19 protein-coding genes are annotated in these 23460 nt (G+C 60.7%); 9 read left to right on the top strand and 10 right to left on the bottom strand.

Annotated features, from left to right (window positions below):
* Nucleotides 1-273 precede the first annotated feature (273 nt).
* The 6 genes from ACPYOP_RS02915 to ACPYOP_RS02940 all read left to right on the top strand — a co-directional run bounded on the left by ACPYOP_RS02915 (nucleotide 274) and on the right by ACPYOP_RS02940 (nucleotide 7825).
* Nucleotides 274-1377, top strand: coding sequence for a polyamine ABC transporter substrate-binding protein (locus tag ACPYOP_RS02915; RefSeq protein WP_481408890.1), 1104 nt, complete (start codon nucleotides 274-276; stop codon nucleotides 1375-1377).
* A 25-nt stretch (nucleotides 1378-1402) separates the two neighbouring features.
* Entirely contained in the window at nucleotides 1403-2473 is a 1071-nt protein-coding gene (locus tag ACPYOP_RS02920; protein ID WP_481408891.1) for an ABC transporter ATP-binding protein, read from the top strand.
* A gap of 5 nt (nucleotides 2474-2478) precedes the next feature.
* A complete protein-coding gene (locus tag ACPYOP_RS02925; RefSeq protein ID WP_481408892.1) occupies nucleotides 2479-3369 on the top strand; it encodes an ABC transporter permease in 891 nt (296 codons plus the stop codon).
* A 2-nt stretch (nucleotides 3370-3371) separates the two neighbouring features.
* On the top strand, nucleotides 3372-4175 hold the full coding sequence (locus ACPYOP_RS02930; RefSeq protein WP_481408893.1) for an ABC transporter permease: 804 nt from the start codon (nucleotides 3372-3374) through the stop codon (nucleotides 4173-4175).
* Between the two features lie 197 nt (nucleotides 4176-4372).
* Nucleotides 4373-6793 (top strand): aminotransferase class III-fold pyridoxal phosphate-dependent enzyme, encoded by a 2421-nt coding sequence (locus ACPYOP_RS02935; protein WP_481408894.1) that lies wholly within the window; start codon nucleotides 4373-4375, stop codon nucleotides 6791-6793.
* A 60-nt stretch (nucleotides 6794-6853) separates the two neighbouring features.
* Complete coding sequence (locus tag ACPYOP_RS02940) at nucleotides 6854-7825, top strand: acetylxylan esterase (protein WP_481408895.1); 972 nt, start codon at nucleotides 6854-6856, stop codon at nucleotides 7823-7825.
* A gap of 213 nt (nucleotides 7826-8038) precedes the next feature.
* Here the strand turns inward: ACPYOP_RS02940 and ACPYOP_RS02945 are convergent, their stop codons facing one another.
* On the bottom strand, nucleotides 8039-9223 hold the full coding sequence (locus ACPYOP_RS02945) for an AraC family transcriptional regulator (RefSeq protein ID WP_481408896.1): 1185 nt from the start codon (nucleotides 9221-9223) through the stop codon (nucleotides 8039-8041).
* A gap of 133 nt (nucleotides 9224-9356) precedes the next feature.
* Here ACPYOP_RS02945 and ACPYOP_RS02950 point away from each other — a divergent pair, with 133 nt between their 5' ends.
* The 3 genes from ACPYOP_RS02950 (at nucleotide 9357) to ACPYOP_RS02960 (ending at nucleotide 13601) form a co-directional block, all read left to right on the top strand.
* The gene (locus ACPYOP_RS02950; protein WP_481408897.1) at nucleotides 9357-10796 is read left to right on the top strand and encodes an APC family permease; all 1440 of its coding nucleotides are present in this window, start codon (nucleotides 9357-9359) and stop codon (nucleotides 10794-10796) included.
* Nucleotides 10797-10870: 74 nt separating this feature from the next.
* The gene (locus ACPYOP_RS02955; RefSeq protein ID WP_481408898.1) at nucleotides 10871-12820 is read left to right on the top strand and encodes a primary-amine oxidase; all 1950 of its coding nucleotides are present in this window, start codon (nucleotides 10871-10873) and stop codon (nucleotides 12818-12820) included.
* An 85-nt stretch (nucleotides 12821-12905) separates the two neighbouring features.
* On the top strand, nucleotides 12906-13601 hold the full coding sequence (locus tag ACPYOP_RS02960) for a sulfite exporter TauE/SafE family protein (protein ID WP_481408899.1): 696 nt from the start codon (nucleotides 12906-12908) through the stop codon (nucleotides 13599-13601).
* Between the two features lie 159 nt (nucleotides 13602-13760).
* On the opposite strand, the gene ACPYOP_RS02965 is transcribed toward ACPYOP_RS02960, so the two are convergent.
* From ACPYOP_RS02965 to ACPYOP_RS03005, 9 genes are all read right to left on the bottom strand, one after another.
* Nucleotides 13761-14399, bottom strand: a complete 639-nt coding sequence (locus tag ACPYOP_RS02965) for a MarR family winged helix-turn-helix transcriptional regulator (RefSeq protein ID WP_481408900.1) — start codon at nucleotides 14397-14399, stop codon at nucleotides 13761-13763.
* Nucleotides 14371-15168: an ABC transporter ATP-binding protein gene (locus ACPYOP_RS02970; protein WP_481409085.1), complete on the bottom strand. Its 798-nt coding sequence runs from the start codon at nucleotides 15166-15168 to the stop codon at nucleotides 14371-14373. The genes ACPYOP_RS02965 and ACPYOP_RS02970 overlap by 29 nt, the downstream gene beginning before the upstream one ends.
* Nucleotides 15168-16100 (bottom strand): ABC transporter permease, encoded by a 933-nt coding sequence (locus tag ACPYOP_RS02975; RefSeq protein WP_481408901.1) that lies wholly within the window; start codon nucleotides 16098-16100, stop codon nucleotides 15168-15170. The genes ACPYOP_RS02970 and ACPYOP_RS02975 overlap by 1 nt, the downstream gene beginning before the upstream one ends.
* The gene (locus tag ACPYOP_RS02980) at nucleotides 16097-17077 is read right to left on the bottom strand and encodes an ABC transporter substrate-binding protein (RefSeq protein WP_481408902.1); all 981 of its coding nucleotides are present in this window, start codon (nucleotides 17075-17077) and stop codon (nucleotides 16097-16099) included. The genes ACPYOP_RS02975 and ACPYOP_RS02980 overlap by 4 nt, the downstream gene beginning before the upstream one ends.
* A 38-nt stretch (nucleotides 17078-17115) precedes the next feature.
* Nucleotides 17116-18339: an alpha-hydroxy acid oxidase gene (locus ACPYOP_RS02985; protein ID WP_481408903.1), complete on the bottom strand. Its 1224-nt coding sequence runs from the start codon at nucleotides 18337-18339 to the stop codon at nucleotides 17116-17118.
* Nucleotides 18340-18375: 36 nt separating this feature from the next.
* Entirely contained in the window at nucleotides 18376-19803 is a 1428-nt protein-coding gene (locus ACPYOP_RS02990) for an FAD-binding oxidoreductase (RefSeq protein WP_481408904.1), read from the bottom strand.
* Nucleotides 19800-20831: a prephenate dehydratase domain-containing protein gene (locus ACPYOP_RS02995; RefSeq protein WP_481408905.1), complete on the bottom strand. Its 1032-nt coding sequence runs from the start codon at nucleotides 20829-20831 to the stop codon at nucleotides 19800-19802. The genes ACPYOP_RS02990 and ACPYOP_RS02995 overlap by 4 nt, the downstream gene beginning before the upstream one ends.
* 93 nt (nucleotides 20832-20924) lie before the next feature.
* Nucleotides 20925-21731, bottom strand: coding sequence for a class I SAM-dependent methyltransferase (locus ACPYOP_RS03000; RefSeq protein ID WP_481408906.1), 807 nt, complete (start codon nucleotides 21729-21731; stop codon nucleotides 20925-20927).
* 372 nt (nucleotides 21732-22103) lie between these two features.
* Nucleotides 22104-22967: a DMT family transporter gene (locus ACPYOP_RS03005; protein ID WP_481408907.1), complete on the bottom strand. Its 864-nt coding sequence runs from the start codon at nucleotides 22965-22967 to the stop codon at nucleotides 22104-22106.
* Nucleotides 22968-23460 lie beyond the last annotated feature (493 nt).

A 23460-nucleotide genomic window follows, 5' to 3' on the forward strand; every position in this document is an offset into this window, starting at 1 on the left:
ACGAGACAAATCGAGCGATTGCGGCGCTTAGGACGGCACCCCTTCGTTGACGGCTCTGGTGCGAGAAGGACGCGATCTCTGCCGGCAAGCGGGACGCGCACTGACGATGACGACCGAAGGCAGCAGGCCCTGGAGTTGTTTGACGAAGCGTCGTTCTTCACTTCGGGAAAATGCAAACAAAACTCCTTTGTCCTTACGGTAGATAAACTCAATATTGATCGTCAGGGAGTTCGGATTCTTGCTTGACGATATTCTTGCTCAGGGGGAATCTTGATGACCAAATCGCTGCGTCGGACTCTCAATCGGCTTCTGGCTGCAGGGTCACTATTGATTTTGTCGGCGGCCAGCGCTCATGCGGCGCAGCTGTTCATCTACAATTTCTCTGATTATTTCGCGCCTGATACCATCTCGAAATTCGTCGAAAAGACGGGCATCGACGCGCGGGTCGATTTTTTCGATTCCCTCGAGGTTCTCGAAACGCGCCTGCTGGCGGGCGGCAGCGGCTTCGATGTCGTCTTCCCCAGCGCAACGGTCGGTGAGCGTCTGATTGCCTCCGGCGCGCTGCAGCCGATCGATAAGAGCAAGCTGAAGAATTACGGCAACCTCAATCCCGAGCTTTTGAAGCTGCTCGGCGAGCACGACAGCGGCAACGCCTATCTCGTTCCCTACATGTGGCTGACCACCGGGATCGCCTATAATCGCGCGATGGTCGACCAGCGGCTTCCCGATGCGCCGGTCAACAGCCTCGCCATGGTTTTCGATCCGAAGATCGCGGCAAAGTTTGCCGACTGCGGCATCGGCATTGTGGATGCGCCGAACGAAATCATCCCGATGGCGCTCAACTATCTCGGACTCGATCCCTATTCCAGCAAGGAAGAAGATTTGCGGAAGGCACAGGATCTCCTCATGGGATTGCGGCCGAATGTGCGGCATATGCAGAGCGGGAAGCTGATCGCGGACATGGCTTCCGGCCAGCTCTGCCTGGCGGTGATGTGGAGCGGCGACACGGGGATCGCGGCGGCGCGGGCCAAGGAGGCGAATACGGGTCAGGATGTCCGCTATTCCCTTCCGAAGGAAGGCACGATCGTCTCGTTCGATACGCTGGCAATACCCGCCGGCGCGGCGAATGTCGATCAGGCGCTCCAGTTCATCGACTACATCCTCGATCCCCAGGTGATTGCCGATATCAGCAACGCCGTCTTCCTCGCCAATGCGAATGCCAAGGCGACGCCGCTTGTGAGTTCCGAGATCACCAGCGACCCCAACATCTACCCGTCGGACCAGGTCCGGGCGATGCTCTTCAGTGACCGGTCCCTGCCGCCCCGCCAGAACCGGGAACGCACCCGGGTCTGGACCACCTTCCGCGCCGGCAACTGAGCGCGTAGTCACCAGGGAAGTGGACATGCAACAATCCTATCTGGCGGTCGACAGTCTCAGTAAGTCCTATGGAAACTTCATCGCCGTCAACGGTGTGTCTCTGGATGTCGGTAGGGGCGAGTTCTTCTCGCTTCTCGGCCCCTCCGGCTGCGGGAAATCGACCCTGCTGCGTATGATCGCTGGTTTCGAGACGCCGACCTCGGGACGGGTGCTACTCGACCGGTCCGATATCACCATGCTGCCGGCGGAGAAGCGCCCGACCAACATGATGTTCCAGTCCTATGCGCTCTTCCCGCATCTCAGCGTGGCGAAGAACATCGCCTTCGGCTTGGTGCAGGAGCGCCTGCCGAAAGCCGAGATCGACAGCCGCTTGGCTGATGTCGGCCACAAGCTGCAACTGAAGGCCTTGCTGGATCGGAAGCCCTCGCAGCTTTCGGGAGGCCAGCGGCAGCGCGTGGCCCTGGCACGCGCGCTGGTCAAGCGTCCCAAGGTCCTGCTGCTTGACGAGCCGCTGGGAGCGCTCGACAAGAATCTAAGAACCGAGACCCAGGACGAACTCGTCCGCCTGCAGAAGGAGTTGGGCCTCACCTTCATCATCGTGACCCATGACCAGCACGAAGCCATGACGGTATCCTCGCGCATCGCCATCATGCAGTCGGGCCGAGTGCTTCAGGTCGGCGCACCGGAAACGGTGTATGAGGCCCCCGTATCCCGCTATGTCGCGAAGTTTCTCGGCGAAGCCAACATCTTCGAGGTGGCAACCATCGAGGCAGAGCGCGGGCAGGCGCGCCTCACCCTGTCTGGCTTCGAGGGCCAGTTCGGCGCGCGGCTGCCGGCCGGCGTTTCGCCGGATGGCCCGCTCTGGCTATCGGTGCGACCGGAACGCGTCGACCTAGCTCACAGCGGGCCGGGCCTTCCCGGTGTGATCGAGGACGTTACCTACAGCGGCGTACAGCGGCGCTACCGCGTGCGCCTTACAACGAACGCGACCCTCGACGCAGTCAAGGTCAATTCCGGTAGCCACGACGATCTTGCCGTCGGGGTTTCCGTCGTTGCACAGTGGGCGGATGATGCCGCTCACCTGCTCTCGGAGTGAGCGCCATGATCGCCCCGCACCGGCTTCGCCTCAGTCAGAGGATGCTGATCCTCCCGCCCTTCCTCTGGCTGGGCATCATGTTTTTGCTCCCAACCATTCTGGTGATGGCGATCGCGCTGTCGTCCACGCGGGTCGGCATGCCGCCTTTCGAGCCGCTGTTCAACTGGGATGGCGCGCTCCTGTCGATCAGATTGAACTTCGAGAACCTGCAATTCGTGCTGCGCGACGGGCTTTATGCGCGCGCCTACCTGAACAGCCTGAAGGTCGCGCTGGTCGCGACGATCATTACGCTTCTCATCGCCTACCCACTGGCCTACGGCATATCCCGGTGCCGTCGCTCCTGGCGTTCGGTCCTGGTCTTTTTGGTCATTTTGCCGTTCTGGAGTTCGCTGCTCATCCGCGTCTATGCCTGGATGGCGATCCTCAGCAATGACGGACTGCTGAATGCTGCTTTGCAGGCCGTCGGGCTCGTGGACCATCCGCTGCAGATCATGAACACGCAGACAGCAATCTATATCGGTATCGTCTACACCTATCTCCCCTTTATGGTCCTGCCGATCTATTCGAATCTGGCGGATGCCGACCGCACCCTTCTGGAGGCTGCCCGCGACCTCGGATGCACGCGCTTCGGAACCTTCTGGCGCGTCACCTTTCCCTTAAGCCGTTCTGGCGTAGCGGCCGGATGCGCACTGGTCTTCATACCGGTCGTGGGTGAATTCGTCGTTCCCGACCTGCTCGGCGGCGCCGATACGCAGATGATCGGCCGCACCATCTGGGTCGAGTTCTTCAACAACCGGGACTGGCCGGTTGCTGCCGCGGTGACGGTGCTCCTGCTGCTTCTTCTCGTCATCCCGATCACGCTGCTGCAATCGCGGCTGTCCAAGATGAGGGTCTAGCCATGTCAGACACCAATGACCTCAGCTGGTTCAACCGACTGTCGATTCTCGCCGTCATGGCATTCCTCTACTTACCGATCGTCATCCTGATCGTCTTCAGTTTCAACAAGTCGAGGCTGGTGACCGTGTGGGGCGGCTTTTCGGCCCAATGGTACGCCGCCGCGCTCTCGAATGCGTCCCTGCGCGACGGGGCGCGGGTGAGCTTCACCGTGGCCGCAGTCTCCGCCACGGTCGCCACTCTGCTCGGGCTCTTGGCCGCGCTCGTGACGGTGCGGATGGGGGGCTTTCGCGGCCGCCGGCTCTTCCTTGGCCTTCTGGCAGCGCCCATGGTCATGCCGGAAGTGGTGCTCGGCGTCTCCACGCTTCTGATGTTCGTCACACTCGGCATCGATCGCGGCCCGTTGACGATCACGCTGGCCCACGCCACCTTCACCATGTGCTTTGCCGCGGTCGTCCTGCAATCGCGGCTGACGGAGCTCGATCCGTCGCTTGAGGAAGCCGCTCGCGATCTCGGCTGCTCGCCAGTTACCGCCTTCATCAAGGTGGCCCTGCCGAATATCCTGCCTGCCCTGATCTCCGCCTGGCTGCTGTCCTTCACGCTGTCTCTGGACGATCTCGTCATTTCGAGCTTCACGACCGGACCGGGCGCATCGACGCTGCCGATGAAAATCTATTCGCAGATCAAGTTCGGGGTGACGCCCGAAATCAACGCGGTCTCGACCATGATCCTCGGCATCGTCGCGTTCGGCCTCCTCGTTGTGGCGGTTACCACGCGCCGATCCGATCAGCGATTGGCGGGAGAGTGAGGCCGATGGCGGCGGAAAAGGAGCGCGAGGCTTGCGGATGACCCACGTCAACCTTTGTTTTCGTCCTGTGTGGGATGGCGCTCTCATGCGAGAAGCCCTGCCGCAGACCGTTCAATGCGGAGCCCTTGTCTCCGCCGGCCGTTTCAATACTGCGCCGACCGCGCGGGCCTATTTCGTTCAGATCGTGAGGTAGTCCGGTGGCCATCCAATCTCAGCTAAAGTCCACGCAAGACCCGGTCGAAACGCTGCTGGCCAGCATCGCCGCGCCGGACCTTCCCCAGGCGCTCGTCGAAAGCCGGGTTGCGGCTGTCTACGGCCTGACCGGCAGCTGGCGGCGGCTTGGCGGCGAGCGTGAGCAGAATTTCCGTCTCGTCACGGCTGACGGCGCGCAATTCGTGGTCAAGGTGGCCTCGATCGAGGAGCCGGCAGAGAGTCTTCAGTTCCAGATCGACGCCCTCGAGCATGTCGCCGCGATCGATCCGGATTTCCCGGTGCCGCGGATCCGGCGCACGCTCGCCGGCGCGCTGATGGCCGATGTGGCTGATGAGGCCGGCAGGACCCATGTCCTCAGGGTTCTGACCTTCCTGCCCGGGCGGACCCTGCTCGACCAGATAAAGGCATCGGGGCGCTCTTTGAGCGCGCCAGAGCTGATAATGCTGGGCACGATGAGCGGCCGACTGGCGCGCGCGCTGCAGGGCTTCCACGGCCGTGGGGCACCGAAGCGCATGCCCTGGGACCTGAAGAACGCCCCCCGGCTCGTCGAACGCCTTCATCTCTATATGCCCGAACGGATCAGGCCGGTAGCGCTTGCCCTGTTGCCGGAATTTTCCACTGCCATAGCGCAGGCTCTGCCGAAGCTTCGCGCCCAGGTCATCTACAACGACTTCCACGAATCAAACCTGCTGGCGGACGTCGATCCGGTCTTCTCCGTCAAGGGCGTCATCGACTTTGGCGACATGGTCTACGGACCTGTCGCGCAGGATCTCGCGGTCACGATCGCCTCGCTTATCCACTGGACATCGGATCCCGTCTTCGCGGCAACCTGCCTTGCCCGGGGTTATCAGCGCTTCATGCCGCTCGAAGCCGATGATCTGGCGGTTCTCCGCAACCTCGTTCTCGCCCGACTGCTGCTGCAGGTCGGCATCGTCTCCCATCAGTCCACCATCAGCGGGCCGGGCACGCCGCTCGACGATCTCCAGACGCTCTACATGGATGCGATCGAGCGCATCGCTGAGGTGACGGATGCCACCTTCGTTGCTGGCATGCTGCCGTCAGTGGTCCCCATCAGCACGGCTGCCGCAGATGCCCCGACCGCGCCGACGCCCTCGCTGCTCCGGCAGCGCGAAGCCGTGCTCGGCAAAACCTACACGTTCTACAACGAACCGCTGGAGCTGGTGCGCGGCCGTGGCACCAAGGTTTATGATGCTCTGGGCACCGAATATCTCGACTGCTATAACAATGTCGCAAATCTCGGACATTGCCACCCCTATGTGGTGGATGCCCTGACCCGGCAGGCAAGCACGCTGAACACGAACTCGCGCTATCTCCATGCGGAAATCGTAAGACTGGGTGAACGGCTGTCGGCGACGCTGCCGTCGCATCTCGATACGTGGATCTTCGTCTGCACCGGCTCCGAAGCCAATGATCTCGCCGTGCGTATGGCGCGCGCCATGACGGGCAAGGAAGGCATCGTCGTCACCGAGAACAGCTACCACGGCAATACCTCGATTGGCGCGCCGCTCTCGCTCATCGATTACGATGCCAAGGACAGGCCCGCCTGGGTTGAAACGGTGCCGCCGCCGAACCTCTACCGCGGCCTCTACCGGCGGGGTGACAACGATGCCGGATCGAAATATGCCGGCCATGTCGATGACGCCGCGCAACGCCTGACAGAAAACGCGAAGGGATTTGCCGGGTTGCTCATCGACTCCATCTTCGACGCGAACGGCGCCCTTGTCCCGCCGGACGACTATCTCTCTCTCGCTTATAGCGCTGTCAGACGCCACGGCGCGCTGACGATTGCCGACGAGGTCCAGATGGGCTTCGCGCGTTCGGGCACGCATATGTGGGGCTTCCAGGCCTTCAACGTCGAGCCGGATATCGTCACCATGGGCAAGCCGATGGGCAACGGCCATCCGCTGGCGGCACTCGTGACGACGCGCGAAATTGCCATGACCCTGCAAATGAAGGGCGGCTATTTCAATACCTTCGGCGGCAACACAGTCTCGGCCGCCGTCGGCAATGCATGCCTCGATGTCCTTTGGGGCGAGGATCTTCAAGGCAATGCGCGCCGCAGCGGTGCCGTTCTCAAGGCCGGCCTCGACGATCTCTCGAAAGGCCACGAACTGATCGGCCACATCCAGGGGCGCGGCTTGTTCCTCGGCGTCGAGCTTGTAACCGACCGAGCCACCCGGGCGCCGGCGAAGCTCGCTGCCCGCTGGGTTCGCGAGCGGATGAAGACGCTCGGCGTCCTCGTCTCCTCCACCGGTCCGTTTGGCAATATCATAAAGATCAGGCCTCCTCTGGCTTTCAGCGAGACCGATGCGGCAAGGTGCCTTGAAGCTCTGGAAACGGCACTGTCGCAGGTACCTGCCGAGCTTGCCACGGCGGGCGTCTGAAGACGCCCCATTCGCTCGGTTTCATCGCCGTTCCTATCACTTCTTCCTGCGGAGGCCAGAATGCCGATTTCCGATCTCATCCATCCCGAACTGGGTGCCTATACGAGCAAGGTCGCCATGCCTGACGATTTCCCCGCGTTCTGGACGTCGACCATTGCCGAGGCCCGGAAGGCCGGTGGCTCGGTCGATATCGTCAAGGCCGGGACAACGTTGAGGATGGTCGAGACCTTCGATGTCTCTTTTCCGGGCTTCGGCGGCCATCCGATCAAAGGATGGCTGATCCTGCCGGTGCAGCGGGAAGGGCGCCTGCCGCTCGTCGTTCAGTACATCGGCTACGGCGGTGGCCGTGGCCTGCCGCACGAGCAACTGCACTGGGCCGCCTCTGGCTATGCCTATTTCCGCATGGACACGCGCGGGCAGGGCAGCGCCTGGAGCGTGGGGGATACCGCCGATCCCGTCGGCTCAACGGCATCTTTCCCCGGTTTCATGACGCGGGGCGTGCTCGACCGGAACGAGTATTATTACCGCAGGCTTCTGACTGATTGCGTGCGCGCCATCGATGCCATGGTCGAGCTGCCATTCATCGATTCCGACCGCATCGCGGTTTGCGGAGACAGCCAAGGTGGCGGCATGTCGATCGCGGTTGCCGGCCTCGACCCGCGAATCAAGGCCGCCATGCCGGATGTGCCGTTCCTATGCGACTTTCCACGCGCGGTTCAGATTGCAATTCGCGAGCCGTATTCCGAGATCGTTCAGTTCCTGGCGCAGCATCGTGACAAGAAGGCACAGGTTTTCGAAACGCTCGCCTATTTCGACTGCGTGAATTTCGCCCGGCAATCTCGTGCGCCGGCACTCTTCTCCGTCGCAATGATGGACGAAGTCTGCCCGCCCTCGACGGTCTATGCAGCCTTTAACGCCTATGCTGGCGAAAAGCGCATCGTCGAATACGAGTTCAACAACCATGAGGGCGGCCAAGCCTGCCAGGAGCGTGAGCAAATGATCTGGCTCAGCAAGCTTTTCGGCATAAAATGACGGCAGTTCGACACCGGCATTCCCTTTTTGAGCCGTGCCTTGACGTGCGCTTGCGGATTTTTTCGAGGTCCTCCTCGGTCCAGCAATTCCTCATGCTCGCCTAGAGCCGGATGATTTTAGGTCTGTTCGACCTAAAATCTGAATCCGCTCTAGAATCAAAAAAGTAGAGCATGATGTAGTCCGAAAACCGCTCACACTTTTCGGCATCATGCTCTAGTTGACGTGGCGCTGGCGGTAACCGACCGGCGTGTCGCCTGTCAGATGCTTGAAGCTGCGACAGAACGCGCTCGGCTCGCTGTATCCGAGATATTCGCTGATGACCGGGATCGGCAGGCTGGTCGAGGCCAGCATGCTGCGTGCGATTTGCATCCGCACCGAATTGCGAATGTCTGCGTAATTGACGCCGAGCTCCGATAGTTTGCGCTGGAAACTTCTGAGGCTCATGCCGAAATCATCGGCGGCATTCTCGATATCAAGGCTCGCCGAGCGGCAGAGGGCGGCGATGATCCAAGCCTTGATGCTGGTGATCAGATCGAGGCGGGCATCCTCGCCATCGATCAACTCGTCCAGTTCGGTCTCCAGCCGCGCCTGCAGACCAAAATCATGCTGGTCAAGCGGCTGGTCGAGATACCGCGCAGAAAAGAAAATTGCGTTCTCGCGCCGCCCAAAACGCAACGGACAGGCAAAATGTGACTGATATAGCGCCAGATGCTCGCCGGGCAGATGCTCAAAGTCTACGCAGGAAGGCCGCCAGCCGTTGCCGATGACCGCCTCTAGCATCGAGCAGAAGACCATCTCCGTGAAGGCCGCATCCTGTACGCGATGCCGGATCGTGGCGTCTTTAATCGAATACGAGAAACGCGCGAGGCCGTTCTCAATGTCGAGCGACGATTTTGTATTGCTCTGAAGCGCCGGGAAATAGCGGACGAATTTCTCTATTCCTTCGCCGAGCGTCGGCGCGGTGCGGAACACGCGGGCGACTATGCCGAGGCTGTCGAATTTGAAGATTTTTCCAAGGCTAAGCGCCAGCAGCGGATCGTTTTTTTCTTCTGCCGCGATCTCCAGAATGGAGGTGAATGTCGTCAGCGGCAGGAAGTGCTGGGCCTTAAATAGAGCCGCGTCGCCGATACCGACGCGGGCCGCGAGCGCCTGACGATCCATTCCGCGATTGTCGATGGTCGAGAGGAGGCCATCGATCACCGATGCAGCTATGACCCCAGAAGATTCCATTGCGTTTTCCCCTCCGATCTCAGGCCGGATAAAAGGATCAACGCAAGATGCATGCCAGTTTGTTTCTGCGCGTAGTTTTGGCGAAACGCGGGTTTTTTGGCGCAAAATGTCAATTACAGCCCAGCAATTTTTGCGCACGATCAAGTCAGCGAGAAGAAAGTTCACCATTGCAAACACCGACCGGGCAATCGCTTGGCGATTGCCGGAGGTATCCGTTTGTCCGCGCGACGGCGGGCTTTGCTTCTGACGAAGGTGCGAAAAATGCCTTCGGTCACGCCTGTTACTTCGAAGGAGGCTTTGCATGTCAACAATGGACCTGAACAGCAGTAATCAGTTGAGGCGTAATGCAGTCGGCGTCTCGCACATCATATTCTTCGTGGTTGCCGCGGCAGCACCGCTGACGGCGGTCGTCGGCGCCTCGCCGGCCGCTTTCGCGTTCGGCAACGGCGCGGGCGTGCCGGCCATGTATCTGCTGGTCGGGGCGCTCTATCTGCTCTTCAGCGCCGGCTTCACGGCGATGAACCGCTTCATGGGCAGTGCCGGCGGTTTCTATCCCTATATCGCCACGGGCCTTGGCAAGCCGACCGGCGTTGCTGGCGCCTTCGTGGCGCTGGCAACGTATAACGCCATCGATATCGCGGTGTTCGGCCTGTTCGGTTTCTTCGTCAACGACATCATCAAATCGGCGGGTGGCCCCGACATTGCCTGGTGGGTCTATGCTGCGCTCCTGGGCGTTGCCGTGTTCTTCTGCGGCATGCGCAACATCGAGTTCAGCGGCAAGGTGTTGGGCTATTGCATGGTCGCCGAGATCGCCATCCTGCTGCTCTTGAGCGCCAAGGTGCTGCTGACCGGCGGCGGACCGGAAGGCATCGTGCTTGCGCCATTCGGCGCCTCGGCCATCATGGGGCCCGGCCTCGGCGTGGCGCTGGTCTTTGTGGTCGCCTCATTCATCGGCTTCGAGGCGACGGCAATCTTCGGCGAGGAAGCGCGCGAGCCGAAGAAGACCATTCCCCGCGCCACCTATCTCGCGGTGATCATCATCGCGGTGTTTTATGCCTTCGTCACCTGGTGCATCGCGCTCTATTACGGTCCCTCCAAAATCGCCGCTGAGGCCACTGCCAACACCGCGACGCTCTACCTGACCGCCGTGCAGACGCTGCTCGGGCCGGCGGCCGGCATCGTGCTCAACGCGCTGCTGATCACCAGCCTGTTTGCCTGCGCGCTGTCGTTCCACAACACGATCAACCGCTACTTCTTCGCCATCGGCCGCGAGGGACTGGCCTGGACCGGCTTTGCCAAGACCCATGGCGACCACCAGTCTCCCTATATTGCCGGCGTCATCCAGACTCTGATCGTCTTCGTACTGATCGCCTTCTTCGCACTTGCCGGGCAGGACCCCTACGCCGTCGTGTTTGCCTGGATGGGCGCTTTCGCCTCGATCGGCATCCTCGTGCTGCAGATCATGGTGTCGCTGGCGGTCATCGGCTTCTTCCGCGCCGACAGCCGTGGTGTCGGCCTCTGGCATCGGCTGATCGCGCCTGTCATCAGCGGCATCGGGCTCGCCGCCTGCCTCGTGCTGATGATTTCCAACATATCGCTGGTGAGCGGATCGGAATCGCTGATCGTCGAGATGTTCCCGCTCATCGTCGCCCTGATCGGCGTAGTGGGCGCGGTCTTCGCCGTGTGGATACGGACGAACCGCCCGCTGGTCTACGCCAATCTCGGCCGCGCCTTCGAATAGGCGATCGCCGCCCCGGCCGCCGGATGTGATCCGGCAGCCGCATAGATATCCAACAAAACACCATGGAGTTACCGATGCTGGATCATGTCGATCATTGCTGTGCAACCTCACAAGCCAAAGGAGCGCCTGTCGATGCGGCCGCCATCCACCCGCTCGAGCCGCTGACACCGGACGAGATCCGCAAGGCCGCCGCGATCGTTCGACGCGACCCGCCTTACGGTGCCGACACCCGCTTCGAAACCATCCAGCTTCTGGAGCCAAGTAAGGCGGAGCTTCGTGCCCAGTTCGCCGGCGGGCCGGTTTTACGGCGCGCGCGCGTCAACGTCTTCAGCGCCGCCGTCGTCAGCGTCACCAAGATGATCGTGTCGCTCAACGACGAGAAGATCATCTCGTCCGAGACTCTGCCGGGCAAACGGCCGATGATCCAGCTCGAACAGTTCCTCGGCATCGAGAGCATCGTGCGGGCCAATCCCGAGTTCATCGCCGCCTGCGCCAAGCGCGGGATCACCGAAATGGAAAAGGTCTGTGTCGATCCCTGGTCGGCGGGCAATTTCGGCGTAGCGGGCGAGGAGGGCCGGCATCTGTGTCACGTATTCGTCTGGCTCAGGCTGCGCGAGAACGAAAACTTCTACGCCCATCCGATCGAGGGGCTGAACGCGGTCGTGGACCTGACTACCAATGAGGTGATCCGCGTCGACGACTACGGCGTCGTGCCGGTGCCGATGAAGGAGGTTAACTACGAGCACCAGTTCCTGAGCGAGTTCCAGCCGAAGGCCAAGCCGATCGATGTCGTGCAGCCGGAGGGCGTCAACTTCAAGTTTGATGGCCACAGGCTGACCTGGCGCAACTGGTCGCTGGTGGTCGGTTTCAACGCCCGCGAGGCGCTGACGCTGCACGATATCTCCTTCGACGGCCGGCCGATCGTGCACCGCGCGTCGATCGTCGAGATGACAGTGCCCTATGGCAGTCCCGACAATGGCCATTTCCGCAAGAACGTGTTCGACATCGGCGAATACGGCATCGGCAAGCTCGCCAATTCGCTGTCGCTCGGCTGCGACTGCCTCGGCGTGATCAAATATCTCGACGTCACGCTCAACACGATGGATGGCGAGCCGTGGACGATCGAAAAGGCGATCTGCGTGCACGAGGAGGATTCCGGCCTGCTCTGGAAACATATCGACTTCCGCAGCGAGCGGGCCGAGATCCGGCGGGGCGCCAAGCTGGTGATCTCGACGATCTGCACCGTCGGCAACTACGAATACGCGCTCTACTGGTATCTCTTTCTCGACGGCATGATCGAGTTCGAGGTCAAGGCGACCGGCATCATCAACACCGCCGCCTGCATACCCGGCCAGCCGGGCAAATATGGTCGCGAGGTCGTGCCCGGAGTGATCGGCCATATCCACCAGCACATCCTCTGCGCCCGGTTGGAAATGGCGGTGGACGGCGACGCCAACAGCGTGGTCGAGTGCAATACCTATGCCGAGCCGTTCGGTCCGGCCAACCCTTACGGCAACGCCTTCTACGAGCAGGAGACCGTCTTTGCGCGCGAAAGCGAGGCTGCGCGGCGCGCCGATCCGGCGTCGCATCGCTACTGGAAGGTCATCAACCCCAACAAGACCAACTATGCCGGCTCGCCGGTGGGCTATCGGCTGGACGCAACGCATTGCGTAACGCCCTTCGTGCATCCGGATTCTCCCTCGGGCAAGCGCGCCGGCTTCGTGCAGAACCACCTCTGGGTGACGGCGCTCGATCCCGAGGAACGATTTCCCGCCGGCGAGTTCATGAACCATTCGGACGGCAATGGCGGGGTATCGGATTTCATCAAGCAGGATCGGCCGATTGAGAATACCGAGATCGTGCTCTGGCACGTCTTCGGCCTGCATCATCCGGTGCGGATCGAAGATTTCCCCGTCCAGCCCTGCGTGACCACCGGCTTCAAGCTGATGCCGAGCGGCTTTTTCGACGGCAATCCGACGATAAACCTGCCCCCGGACGTGAATGCCGCGAGTTGCAACGCGTAGCCGGGCGGGCCGGTTGCCCTCCCGCTCAAGGGGCTATTGCCTATAATTTCTGCCCAGACGAGCCTGAAATGAATGCGGAAAAGCCATGCAAAGTGACGTCATCCTGATGAGCGGTCTGCTGCTGGGTGTTGCCGGCAGTGCGCATTGCGCCTGTCTCTGCGGCGGTATCGCCTCGTCGCTGATGCTGGCGACCGCGCCTGAAGGCCGCCGCTCAACCTCGTTGCTGATAATGCAGCTCGGCCGAATATCGACATATGCGGTCGCCGGCACAGCCGTCGGCTCGATGATGGAGGCATTCGGCTGGCTGCTGCGATTTTCGGGCGGGCAGGAGGTGTTGCGGCTAATCGCGGCCGTGGCCCTGATCTGGTCAGGGCTTTCGATCGTCGGCATTCTGCCGGCGATCCGGCGGCTGGACGGCGGGATCATGGCCGTGATCGGCCGGGCGCCGGCCACCATCTCGCGGCCACTCAACGCATCGACACCGCTCGTCGTCGGCATCTGCTGGGGGCTGACACCTTGCGCCATGGTCTACAACGCACTGATGACAGCGATGCTGACAGGTTCGATGGCCGGCGGCGCCCTGTTCATGACGGGCTTCGGCCTTGCAACCATTCCCGCCGTTTCGGCGGTCGCCGCCGGCACGGCGATGCTGACTGGGTCACAACGCGCGTGGCGGCGAGGCCCGGCCCTGCGGCGCATGGCGGGACTGACGCTCGCAGCCATTGGGGTCTTGAGTGCGACATTCCCAGGCGCCTCGTTCGCCAGCCTTTGTCTCGGCTGAGTTATGGGCAAGATGCTACGAAATCGCTCACCCACCAACCTGCGACCGGGCCGAATCAACTGGCAGAGTGATATTACCTATAGCGTCCTGGCACCGAGAAAGGACACGAAAGTTGTCACATTCGGGCTGCCGCGCCGGCAGATTGGCCGAACGGAGAGTTCAGGTTCCAGATTTGACGTCGCCTACTACTGCCTGCCAGCCGCGAGCGACGGCTCCCGCGCAAGCATCCTCGATGCGATCCAGCATGGCATGCAGCGTCTCGCGCTCCCGTTCCGATAAGCTTTCGAGAATGCGTGCTTCCATTGCCTGCCCGATTGACACGATCTCTTCAAGCACCTTGTAGCCATCGGGTGTCAATTCGACTGCCGAAAACCGCCGGTCGCCGGCACCGGCATTGCGCCGGGCAAAGCCTAATGAGACCAGTTGTGCTATGCCGCGGCTGACGGCGAATTGATCAAGCGCACCGGCATGGCAAATTTCCTTACTTGAAAGCCCGGGACGGCCGCCGGCGATAGCGAGAATTCGCCACGACGCCTGAGACAGACCGTATCGTGGCCCATAGTAAGATGCCAGCAACTCAGCGGTGCTGCTTGCTACCAGAAACATTCGGTAGGGTATCCAGCGATCGAGCCGAAAGGCCGACTTGTTGGCCGTTGCCTCCTCGCTTTCCTCCGCCACCCGGTCAACAGGTTGATCATTTTTTAATTGCATACTGCAGATATATTCCAGCGAAAATCCGAAAACAAGCGGCGGCGGGTCGTGGCAGCAATCAAGCGAGCAACAACCTGTCTTCGGCAATCTCGCCGCCACTTGCTGCTCCGAATAGGGCGATCAGGTCGGGCACATCATAGCCGGCCCGCTCATCGCCTGCGACATCAAGCACGATGCGTCCACCGCTCATCATGATGGTGCGCTGGCCATAGTCCAGAGCATGGCGCATGCTGTGCGTGACCATCAGCGTGGTGAGACGCTGATGGTCGCTGATCTCTGCCGAAAGGGCCAGAATGCGCGACGCTGCTTTGGGATCGAGCGCCGCTGTATGTTCATCGAGAAGAAGTAGCTTCATTGGCAGCAACGTCGCCATCAACAAGCTCACTGCTTGTCGCTGACCGCCGGAAAGTGTGCCAATCCGCGCTCTAAGCTTCGTTTCAAGTCCGAGGCCAAGACCGGCGAGCTGTTCCTCGAACCGTGCGCGGCCACTCCGCCCGCCGAGGGCAAGGGACAGTCCGCGCCGCCCGGCGCGCGCGGAGGCGAGTGCAAGATTCTCCTCGACGGTAAGAGCCTCACAGGTTCCGATCCGTGGGTCCTGGAATACGCGGCCGATGAATCTCGCCCGTGCCTGGGCAGTCAACCGGGTGACGTCGAGGCCATCGATGGCAATCCGGCCCCGATCAGGCGCGATTGCGCCGGCAATGGCCGATAGCAGCGTGGACTTTCCGGCACCATTGCTGCCGATGACCGTTACGAACTGCCCTTGTGGTATCCCGAGGGATAGGCCACGCAACGCGGCTACTTCGAGAGCGGTCCCAGGATTGAACGTGACCGAGATCGTATCGAGGCTCAACATCATGAGGCTGTTCCCTCTGCTTTCGACGGCTCACGCAGGCGAGTGCGCGTGATGGTGGGCAGTTTCTTCAGCCGCGCTTTCGAAGCCATGACAGCGGCAGCGACCACGACTGCAGTCACCAGATTGAGATCCTGCGCCTGGATGCCGATCACGCCACCGTCGAGTGCCAGCGCGATGACCAGCCGGTAGACCAACGCACCGACGATACAGCCGAGCGTCGCCCTCGCGACCGATCTCGTGCCGGCGATTGTCTCGCCGATAATCACGGCGGCAAGGCCGATGACGATCGTTCCGATACCCATGGAGACATCCGCAACGCCCTGGCTTTCGGCATAAAGCGCTCCGGCAAGGCCGACGAGGCCGTTGGCGAGTGCCATGCCGAGCATGACCATGCGGCCGTTGTCGACGGCCTGTGCCTCGGCCATCTTCTGGTTGGCACCAGTTGCACGCAAGGCCAGCCCTATCTGGGTGGCAAGAAACCAGTCGATCAAAATCTTTGCGGCCAATACGATGCACAGAAGCAATATCGTATTGGCCCAGACCCCGAGTGCCTCGATCCCATTGATCCACGAAAATATGGTGTCGGTGCCATAAAGCGAGATATTCGGCCTACCCATGACCCGTAGATTGATCGAGAACAATGCGACCATCGTCAGTATCCCTGCGAGCAAGTTCATGATCTTCAGTCGCACCGACAGGAACGCCGTGACGAAGCCTGCGGAGGCGCCTGCGGCAAATCCGAGCAGCGTTGCGGCAATTGGCGGCACACCCGCCATGATCGTCGACGCCGCCACCGACGCGCCAAGCGGGAAGCTGCCGTCGACGGTAAGATCCGGAAAATCGAGCACCCGAAACGAGAGATAGACGCCAAGGGCAACAAGGGCAAACAGCAGGCCTGCTTCACAGGCGCCGGAAAGGGCGATCAGGCTCATTGGGCGATCACCTTCGCCGCGCTCTGCGTTATCGCCTCGGATAGTGTGACGCCCATCTTCTTGGCCGAGGCGAGATTGAGGTAGAGATCTTCGCCGTCCAGCGTCCCGACCGGGATATCGCCCGGCTTTGCTCCGTTCAATATCTTGGCCGCGATCTCGCCCGTCAGCCGTCCCAGCTTGTAGTAATTAAACCCAAGCGCCGCCATCGCTCCGCGTTCGACGGAATTGGTGTCGCTGGCATAGACCGGAATCTTCGCATCGACGCCGACCTTGACCACGCTTTCGACTGCCGAAACCACCGTACTGTCTGTCGGGAGCAGGATGACGTCGGCCTTGCCGACGAGGCTGCGGGCGGCATCCGGTACGGCGGCTGACTGTGCGGCTGTCGCCTCGACGATACTCATGCCGAACTTCGCCGCCTCGGCCTTCATGTCTGCCACCTGTGCGACGGAATTGGCCTCGCCGGCATTGTAGAGGACGCCGACCTTCGTTGCCGTTGGCGTCAGTTTATGGATCAATTCGAAGGTCAGGTTCAAAGGCTGCCTGTCGCTGGTTCCGGTCAATGTTCCATCCGGTTGGGTGAAGCTTTTGACCAATTTCGCGGCAACAGGATCTGTCACGGCGGAGAACACGATCGGGATCGCCCCTTTGGTCGCGGCCTGGCAGGCCTGGGCAGACGGCGTGGAGATGGCGACGATCAGGTCGGGCGATTTACCGGCGAACGTCTTGGCGATCTGCGTCTGTGTCGGCATGCTTCCCTGAGCGCTCGCTATGTCAAGCGTCATGGTTTTACCGTCGACGAAACCGGCATCGGCCAGCGCATCGATGATCCCCTTGCGTGCCGCGTCGATGGCGGGATGCTCGACGATATAGGTCAGCGCCACCGTCCTGCCGGCCGCAAACGCGGTGGCTGCTGGTAACGGCACAAGTAAGGCTAAGAGAGCAAGGGCGTGAAGCAGAGCAGTTCTACGGCGCATCGGGATGATCTCCTCGGGAGGTTCTTGGGGAAATTCGTTCAAGCGGCAACGAACGCCTGTGGACGGGATAGGGCGGGCTCACGGGGTGTCGTCACCCGATCGGCCCGGATCAGGGGCGGTGACAGCCGGAGCTTCGCGGGGCCGATATCGGCGATGGTCGGTGAACCCATCATCGCCTGGGCGACATCGAGTTCGGTGGCGATGATGCCCAGCGCTCTGGAGACCGCCTCCTCTCCGCCGCTCGCAAGCGCATAGAGTGTTGCGCGGCCGATCTGTACCGCCGTGGCGCCAAGGGCGAGCGCCTTGATGATGTCGGTGCCGCTGCGAAATCCGCTGTCGACGAGAATGGCCAGCCGGCCACCCACGGCTGCGACGAATTCCGGCAGCACATCGATACTCGCAATGGCTCCATCGAGCTGACGACCGCCATGATTACTGACCACGATGCCATCGAGTCCCAGTTCCGCTGCCCGGGCGCCTTGCTCCGGATCGAGCAGGCCCTTGAGGATCAAGGGCCCTTTCCAACGGTCGCGTATGAAGGCGATATCGTCCCAGGAGACAGTCGGGTCGAGCTGCTGTTCCATCACTTCGGCAATCGTGCCTGCGGACCTGAGGTCGAACTCGGCCGCCATGACCTCAAGCCGGGGTGCACCGGCGCGCGCCATCCGCAGTGCCCAGCCGGGATGGCTGGCAAGACTCAGGAGCTTTTTCAGTGTCCAGCGGAACGGCAGCGAAAAGCCATTGCGGGCGTCGCGCAATCGCCTGCCGGGGATGGCGTTGTCGACAGTTATTTCGATTGCTTCGAAGCCTAACGCCCCTGCCTGCTCCAACAGTCTGAGGCTGACATCGCGATCACGGAACAGGTAGAGCTGAAACCACTTTCTGCCATCGCCGGCGGTCGCCACGGCATCCATGGTCGCGCTGGCCGCCGAGCTCATTACAAAGGGGATTCCCGCTCGCCCAGCAGCCCGAGCCAACGCTTGGTCGCCCGCGGGCCAGGCTGCACCTGCAAGTCCGGTGGGTCCTATGATGACAGGCATTGAGAGCGGCTTGCCGAAGAGCGAGATGGTTGCCGAGCGACGACCGACGTCAACCGGTGCAGAGCCGACCAGGCGGATTCGGTCCAGCGCCGCACGGTTTTCAAGCAGCGTCAGCTCCGAGCCGGCGCCGCCATCGAAGAAATCAAAGACCATTTTCGGCAATGCGCGCTGCGCCGCAATTCTGAAATCGGCGATCGAGGCCGGGCCATGCTGATTGGACATGAATGTTCTATTACCTCCCTGGTTTATGGATCCCGCTCAATTGAAAGGCGGCGCTTCGGCGAGATTGAAAATCTTGCCCGGATTCATGATGTTGCGAGGGTCGACGGCACGCTTGATCGCGGCCATTACCCGAATGGCGGGACCATGCTCGGCGACGAGCGCTGCTATTTTGCCGTGGCCTATCCCATGCTCGCCGGTTGACGTTCCTTGCAGGGCGATAGCGCGGGCCGCAAGACGTTTGGTTAGTGTCTCGACGCGCTGAGTTTCATCCGGATCGGAGGGATCGAAAAGTACGCAAAGATGGAAATTGCCGTCACCCACATGGCCGCAGATCGGTGCGAGAAGGCCAAGATCTCGCACGTCGGCCTTGGCAGCAAGAATTGCCTCAACGAGACGCGATACCGGCACGCAGCTATCCGTGGGGAGGGCACTTGCGCCCGGGCGCAGCGCAAGATTGGCCCACCAGATATCATGGCGTGCCTGCCAGAGCCTGCCTCTGGCCTCCGCCGATACGGCCGTATCAAACCGACTGGCTCCGGCGGCATGTGCCTCCTCCTCTATGAACGGCAAGGCTGCCTCGACCGCCCCTCGGTTGCCGTGCAGTTCGATAAAAAGCGTGGGTTCGACCGGCAAAGAGAGCTTTGAGTAGCTATTGACGGCTTGGACCTGCAGTTCATCCAGCAGTTCGATGCGTGCCAGTGTATCGGTCAGTCTGGTCGCAACAAGCACGAAACCGACGGCTTGCTCCGGCGTGGAGAAGCTTGCCGAAATAGCAACGACGTGGTCTGGAATCGGATGCAGCTTGACGGTCACGTCGGTTACGATGCCGAGCGTGCCTTCTGATCCCACCCATAGACGTGTCAGATCGTATCCGGCGGCCGACTTGCGAGCATGGCTTGCGGTGCGGATCCGATCGCCATTGGGTAGAACGACACCAAGTGAAATGACGTTGTCTTTCATCGTGCCATAGCGCATGGCATTCGTACCGGAGGCGCGCGTCGAGGCCATTCCGCCAAGCGAAGCGTCTGCGCCGGGATCGACAGGGAAGAACAGGCCAGTATCGCGCAACTCCGCATTGAGGCGCTTGCGGGTTACTCCTGCCTCGGCCGTTGCGGTCATGTCGTCCGGTTGAACCGCCAGAATTCGATCCAACCGCGAGAGATCGATACATATTCCGCCCGCAAGCGCTGCAACATGTCCCTCACAGGAGGTGCCGGTTCCATACGGGATCACCGGCACCTCAAAGGCGTGGCAGGTCGCCACGATACGCGATATCTCATCTGCCGTATCAGGGAAAACGACCGCATCCGGCGGATAGGAGGGATGCCAGCTCACGTCACGGCCATGCTGATCCCGCACGGCGGCTGCCGTTGTCAGCCGATCGCCAAAATGCAGCTTCAACCTCGTGATCGCGGCATCGGCAAGATGGTCATCGCGCCTGTGGTGGTTGACCGCGGCCGTCATCGCGCGACCTCCTGTTGATCATCGGACCATCGAAAGGCGGCTGGAGGCTTGGTTCCCCAGGAAGAGAGATTTTCCTCGCTTCGGTTGCGCAGATGGTGGCTAGCCATCGGAAACGTACCGAGCACCACCAGCTCGCGAGCATAGCGAGCGAGAATATCGAGCGCATCGGCTACATCTGGAGTGGCGGGATCACCCTCGAATTCGCAGAGGAAGCGGGACGGCACGAATTGCCCCCCAACAAGATAGCTTTCGATCTTGGTCATGTTGATGCCGTTTTCGGCAAATCCGGCAATGGCATGGTAGAGGCAGCCCGGCCGGTTCTGGGTACGGAAGACGATTGTTGTCAGAAGTTGTGTTCTTTGCTCGATTGCCTGAGGTTCGGCAGACAGCACATAGAACCGCGTTGTGTTATGCGCATCGTCTTCGACATTGCGTTTGAGGATATCCAATCCGTAGAGGTCGGCAGCCAGATCCGAGGCAATCGCGGCCTCGCTCGGATCTCCGTAAGACGCCACCAGCTCGGCTGCGTGCGATGTCGTTGGTGCGGCGACAGCCTCAAGGTCAAGCGCTGCGATCAGCCGGCTGACTTGACCGAGTGCCACGGGATGCGAACGGACCCGCCGGATACTTGCGAGCGTGGCGCCCACTGGCGCCATGAGGCAATGTTCGACGCGTTGAAAATGCTCACCGACGATATGCAAACCACTATCGGGCACGATCCTATGCACATCCGGTACGCGCCCAACCAGGCTGTTTTCACATGGCAGGAGTATCCGGTCGACTTCACCGCGGACAGTACTGGCGACCGTGGTCTCCAAGCTCGGCATGGCGATGCGATCCGCCGATGGGAACGCCATCCTGCAGGCAACATCCGCAAATGCACCGGGCCGACCATTATAGCCGACTTTATGGACGGTGGTGGCCGAACCGATTTTCTTGGTGCCCGGAGCCAATGGAATTGCATCCGGATCGAAAGGGCTTGTGAGGGGAGGGGCCATTGATTCAAGGTTTGCGGCGGGCGATGTCATAGGCGATCTCCGAAGAAAATTGTACGCACCAGGTCACACTGCGGACGGACTTGTCCCGTCCCGCGTCGTGCGCCTGTCATCGGTCATCTATGATTAGTTTGCGGGCGGCAGCCGTGTCGTTTCCATCACTGTCATCGGCCAAAGCAGGGCGATGCCGTTACCGTCAGAAACCACGTCAAGATGGCGTTCCGCTGCCACAAGGCAGTCGTCGTCGGTAAAGATCTCGGTTGCCGAGAACAGCAATCGCAGAAAATGTCCGAGATCTGCCTTGGTGTCGAAGCGCCAGCGGGTGATGACATCGGTAAATTGCGGCTTATCCCATCCGGTCAGAGCACACAGGCTCGTTGCAAATTCCCGTGAAAGGAAGGAGACCTCGTGGCCTGTACAGCAACTCAAAGCGATGAAATCGTCGAAATAGGCGGCAAGCCGCGTTCCGGCGAAAATGTCGGCAATCACCAGCTTGCCGCCGGGTCGGATATGAGTTGCAATCGCCTTCCAGGCGGCGGTCTTATCCGAAATATGGTGCACGGCGCCGCGCGACCAAGCCATGTCAAAATCGCGGATCGGCAGGTCGAGCATGTGCGCTGCCTGACCGAAGACCTTGATCCGGCCGCCACTTTCGACTTCAAGATCCTCAAGCTGTTCGGTGGACGGGTCGGTCGCGACCAGCAAACCGGTAGGACCGACACTTTCGGCAATCGCCCGGCTGAAATGACCATTGCCGGCGCCGATTTCCAAGATGCGTCGGCCATCGATCGGCTGCAAGAAGCGGCGCATGGCGGCAATGTCGTCACACCAGGCGTCAGGAAAGAGATGGAGTGCATCACGGTAGGTTGCCGAGCGGCGGCCGGAGAAGACGACCTCTGATTCGATCGGTGTCGAGGACATATACATGATCATATGCCTTCCAAAATTGTTGCGGTTCGGACATCTCCCTAGATTCTAGTTTTACGGGTAATCGCAATGCGATTTACCTCTTATGATTAAAACTACAACATAGATTTAATAGGAAATCAATTGCTATTTGCAAGTAATTTAGACGTGCACAAGCTTTGTGCATTCGGGCTTATCGGAGGCAGATTTAACCGAAGCCAAGCGATCTGAGGGTATTTTTTATACGGGTCGCAGCATTTCTCGACCATCGCCCGGCCGGGACATGGCATTCAAACTACAGTCATGATGCACGGGCTTGACGGGGAGCTTCGACCGCCGCGACCGCGTTCGGACACGCATGGGATTGCCATCGCGGAACGCGCGTTTCATGGTTCCGCTTTAGGCATTGAGTACCAAAATGTTGCCGAGGAGGATCGTCGCGCCGCCGAAGGCGATACGAGTATCGATATGCAGGCCTTCGAAGATAACCGAGATCGTTATCGCGACAATCGGAACAACGGTTAGTGCATAGGCCGCTCGCGCGGGGCCGACTTTTTCAATGAGCGTAAAATACATGAGAAACGTAACACATGAGGCGACAATTGCCAGATAGGCAAGCTGTGCCAGATAGCCAACGGTTATAGGGATTGTGAGTGACGTGCCGACAACCACAGCCCAGGCGAGCCCGAAGCCGCATCCACATAATGCTCCCCAGCCCATGAGCACTGGGATCGGTACGCCACGCCGCTGGTTGCGTGAGGCAATCGCCGTCCCCGTGCCAGTAGCCATCGCAGCGATGGCGGCCCAGATGAAGCCCGTCATGGTTTGCGGATTCAGATGCAGTGCGAAGATCTGTGGGGCCGCCACGATGCCAAGGCCCACAAGACCGCAAATTATGCCAATCGTCGCACCGCGGCTTATCCGCAGATTCAGCAACAAGCGGCTGGCGATGGCTGCAAACAGGGAGGAACTCGACAGCACCAGGGCTGCTATCCCGCTCGGTATGCCCTTCGTCGCCTTGTAAAAGGCGATGAAAGCAACTCCGAAAAACAATATGCCCTGTATCACCACCCAAAGGCGATCGCTGCGGGCTATCGTGATCGGTCTGCCGGTGGCGATCGAAAATCCGAGCATTCCGACCCCGACAAGAAGCATGCGGATTGCTACCGACAATTCAGGGGCGGAAGCGCTTGCCTGGAGGGATGTTACGATGGCGCCCGAACCCCAGAAAAGAACGGTCGCGAGAAAGAGGGCTGCAGTCATCTTGCATCCTTTGCGGCTAGATCGTGACCAGGTAATTGCCCCGCCTCACCGCGATGCGTAGGGCATAGAATGCAATGTCAAATATATACTTGCGAAATGCAACTAATATTTAAATGATGTCCGCTGCCATACGGTTACCATTCGGCCGCTCACGTTGAGCCGTCCGGCGTCCTCATCCTGACGCGCGGCGGCTACGACTGGACGGATCGCGCCCCGGCTACGGCGGCCGAGGCAAAGAGGTCAGTTTCAACGGCGATATCGGCCGGCGAAACCCTCATTCTTGACGAGCAGGGCCGCTCGGATTTCTTCAATTTGCTCTACTTGGACGGCCATGACCTTACCGGAGCCGAACTCACCTTCCTCAAGGGGCTGGTCCCGGCTGACGGCGACGATGCATCTCGGTGAGATCGACCGAAATATCCGGGAATCTGTTCCGATAAAGGCGCACGGTCTCGGGCAGAGCACTATAGAAGGCAATGACCGTGAAGCCGAG

It is taken from the genome of Rhizobium sp. KNZ2-6A, from assembly GCF_056755475.1.

What these genes read in the sequence shown, in the direction of transcription:
- ACPYOP_RS02955 (WP_481408898.1), top strand. Translation starts at nt 10,871, where the DNA reads ATGCTGGATCATGTCGATCATTGCTGTGCAACCTCACAAGCCAAAGGA.
- ACPYOP_RS02945 (WP_481408896.1), bottom strand. Translation starts at nt 9,223, where the DNA reads ATGGTGAACTTTCTTCTCGCTGACTTGATCGTGCGCAAAAATTGCTGG.
- ACPYOP_RS02985 (WP_481408903.1), bottom strand. Translation starts at nt 18,339, where the DNA reads ATGTCCAATCAGCATGGCCCGGCCTCGATCGCCGATTTCAGAATTGCG.
- ACPYOP_RS02995 (WP_481408905.1), bottom strand. Translation starts at nt 20,831, where the DNA reads ATGACATCGCCCGCCGCAAACCTTGAATCAATGGCCCCTCCCCTCACA.
- ACPYOP_RS02960 (WP_481408899.1), top strand. Translation starts at nt 12,906, where the DNA reads ATGCAAAGTGACGTCATCCTGATGAGCGGTCTGCTGCTGGGTGTTGCC.
- ACPYOP_RS02930 (WP_481408893.1), top strand. Translation starts at nt 3,372, where the DNA reads ATGTCAGACACCAATGACCTCAGCTGGTTCAACCGACTGTCGATTCTC.
- ACPYOP_RS02970 (WP_481409085.1), bottom strand. Translation starts at nt 15,168, where the DNA reads ATGTTGAGCCTCGATACGATCTCGGTCACGTTCAATCCTGGGACCGCT.
- ACPYOP_RS02940 (WP_481408895.1), top strand. Translation starts at nt 6,854, where the DNA reads ATGCCGATTTCCGATCTCATCCATCCCGAACTGGGTGCCTATACGAGC.
- ACPYOP_RS02975 (WP_481408901.1), bottom strand. Translation starts at nt 16,100, where the DNA reads ATGAGCCTGATCGCCCTTTCCGGCGCCTGTGAAGCAGGCCTGCTGTTT.
- ACPYOP_RS02925 (WP_481408892.1), top strand. Translation starts at nt 2,479, where the DNA reads ATGATCGCCCCGCACCGGCTTCGCCTCAGTCAGAGGATGCTGATCCTC.
- ACPYOP_RS02920 (WP_481408891.1), top strand. Translation starts at nt 1,403, where the DNA reads ATGCAACAATCCTATCTGGCGGTCGACAGTCTCAGTAAGTCCTATGGA.
- ACPYOP_RS03005 (WP_481408907.1), bottom strand. Translation starts at nt 22,967, where the DNA reads ATGACTGCAGCCCTCTTTCTCGCGACCGTTCTTTTCTGGGGTTCGGGC.
- ACPYOP_RS02990 (WP_481408904.1), bottom strand. Translation starts at nt 19,803, where the DNA reads ATGACGGCCGCGGTCAACCACCACAGGCGCGATGACCATCTTGCCGAT.
- ACPYOP_RS02980 (WP_481408902.1), bottom strand. Translation starts at nt 17,077, where the DNA reads ATGCGCCGTAGAACTGCTCTGCTTCACGCCCTTGCTCTCTTAGCCTTA.
- ACPYOP_RS02950 (WP_481408897.1), top strand. Translation starts at nt 9,357, where the DNA reads ATGTCAACAATGGACCTGAACAGCAGTAATCAGTTGAGGCGTAATGCA.
- ACPYOP_RS02915 (WP_481408890.1), top strand. Translation starts at nt 274, where the DNA reads ATGACCAAATCGCTGCGTCGGACTCTCAATCGGCTTCTGGCTGCAGGG.
- ACPYOP_RS03000 (WP_481408906.1), bottom strand. Translation starts at nt 21,731, where the DNA reads ATGATCATGTATATGTCCTCGACACCGATCGAATCAGAGGTCGTCTTC.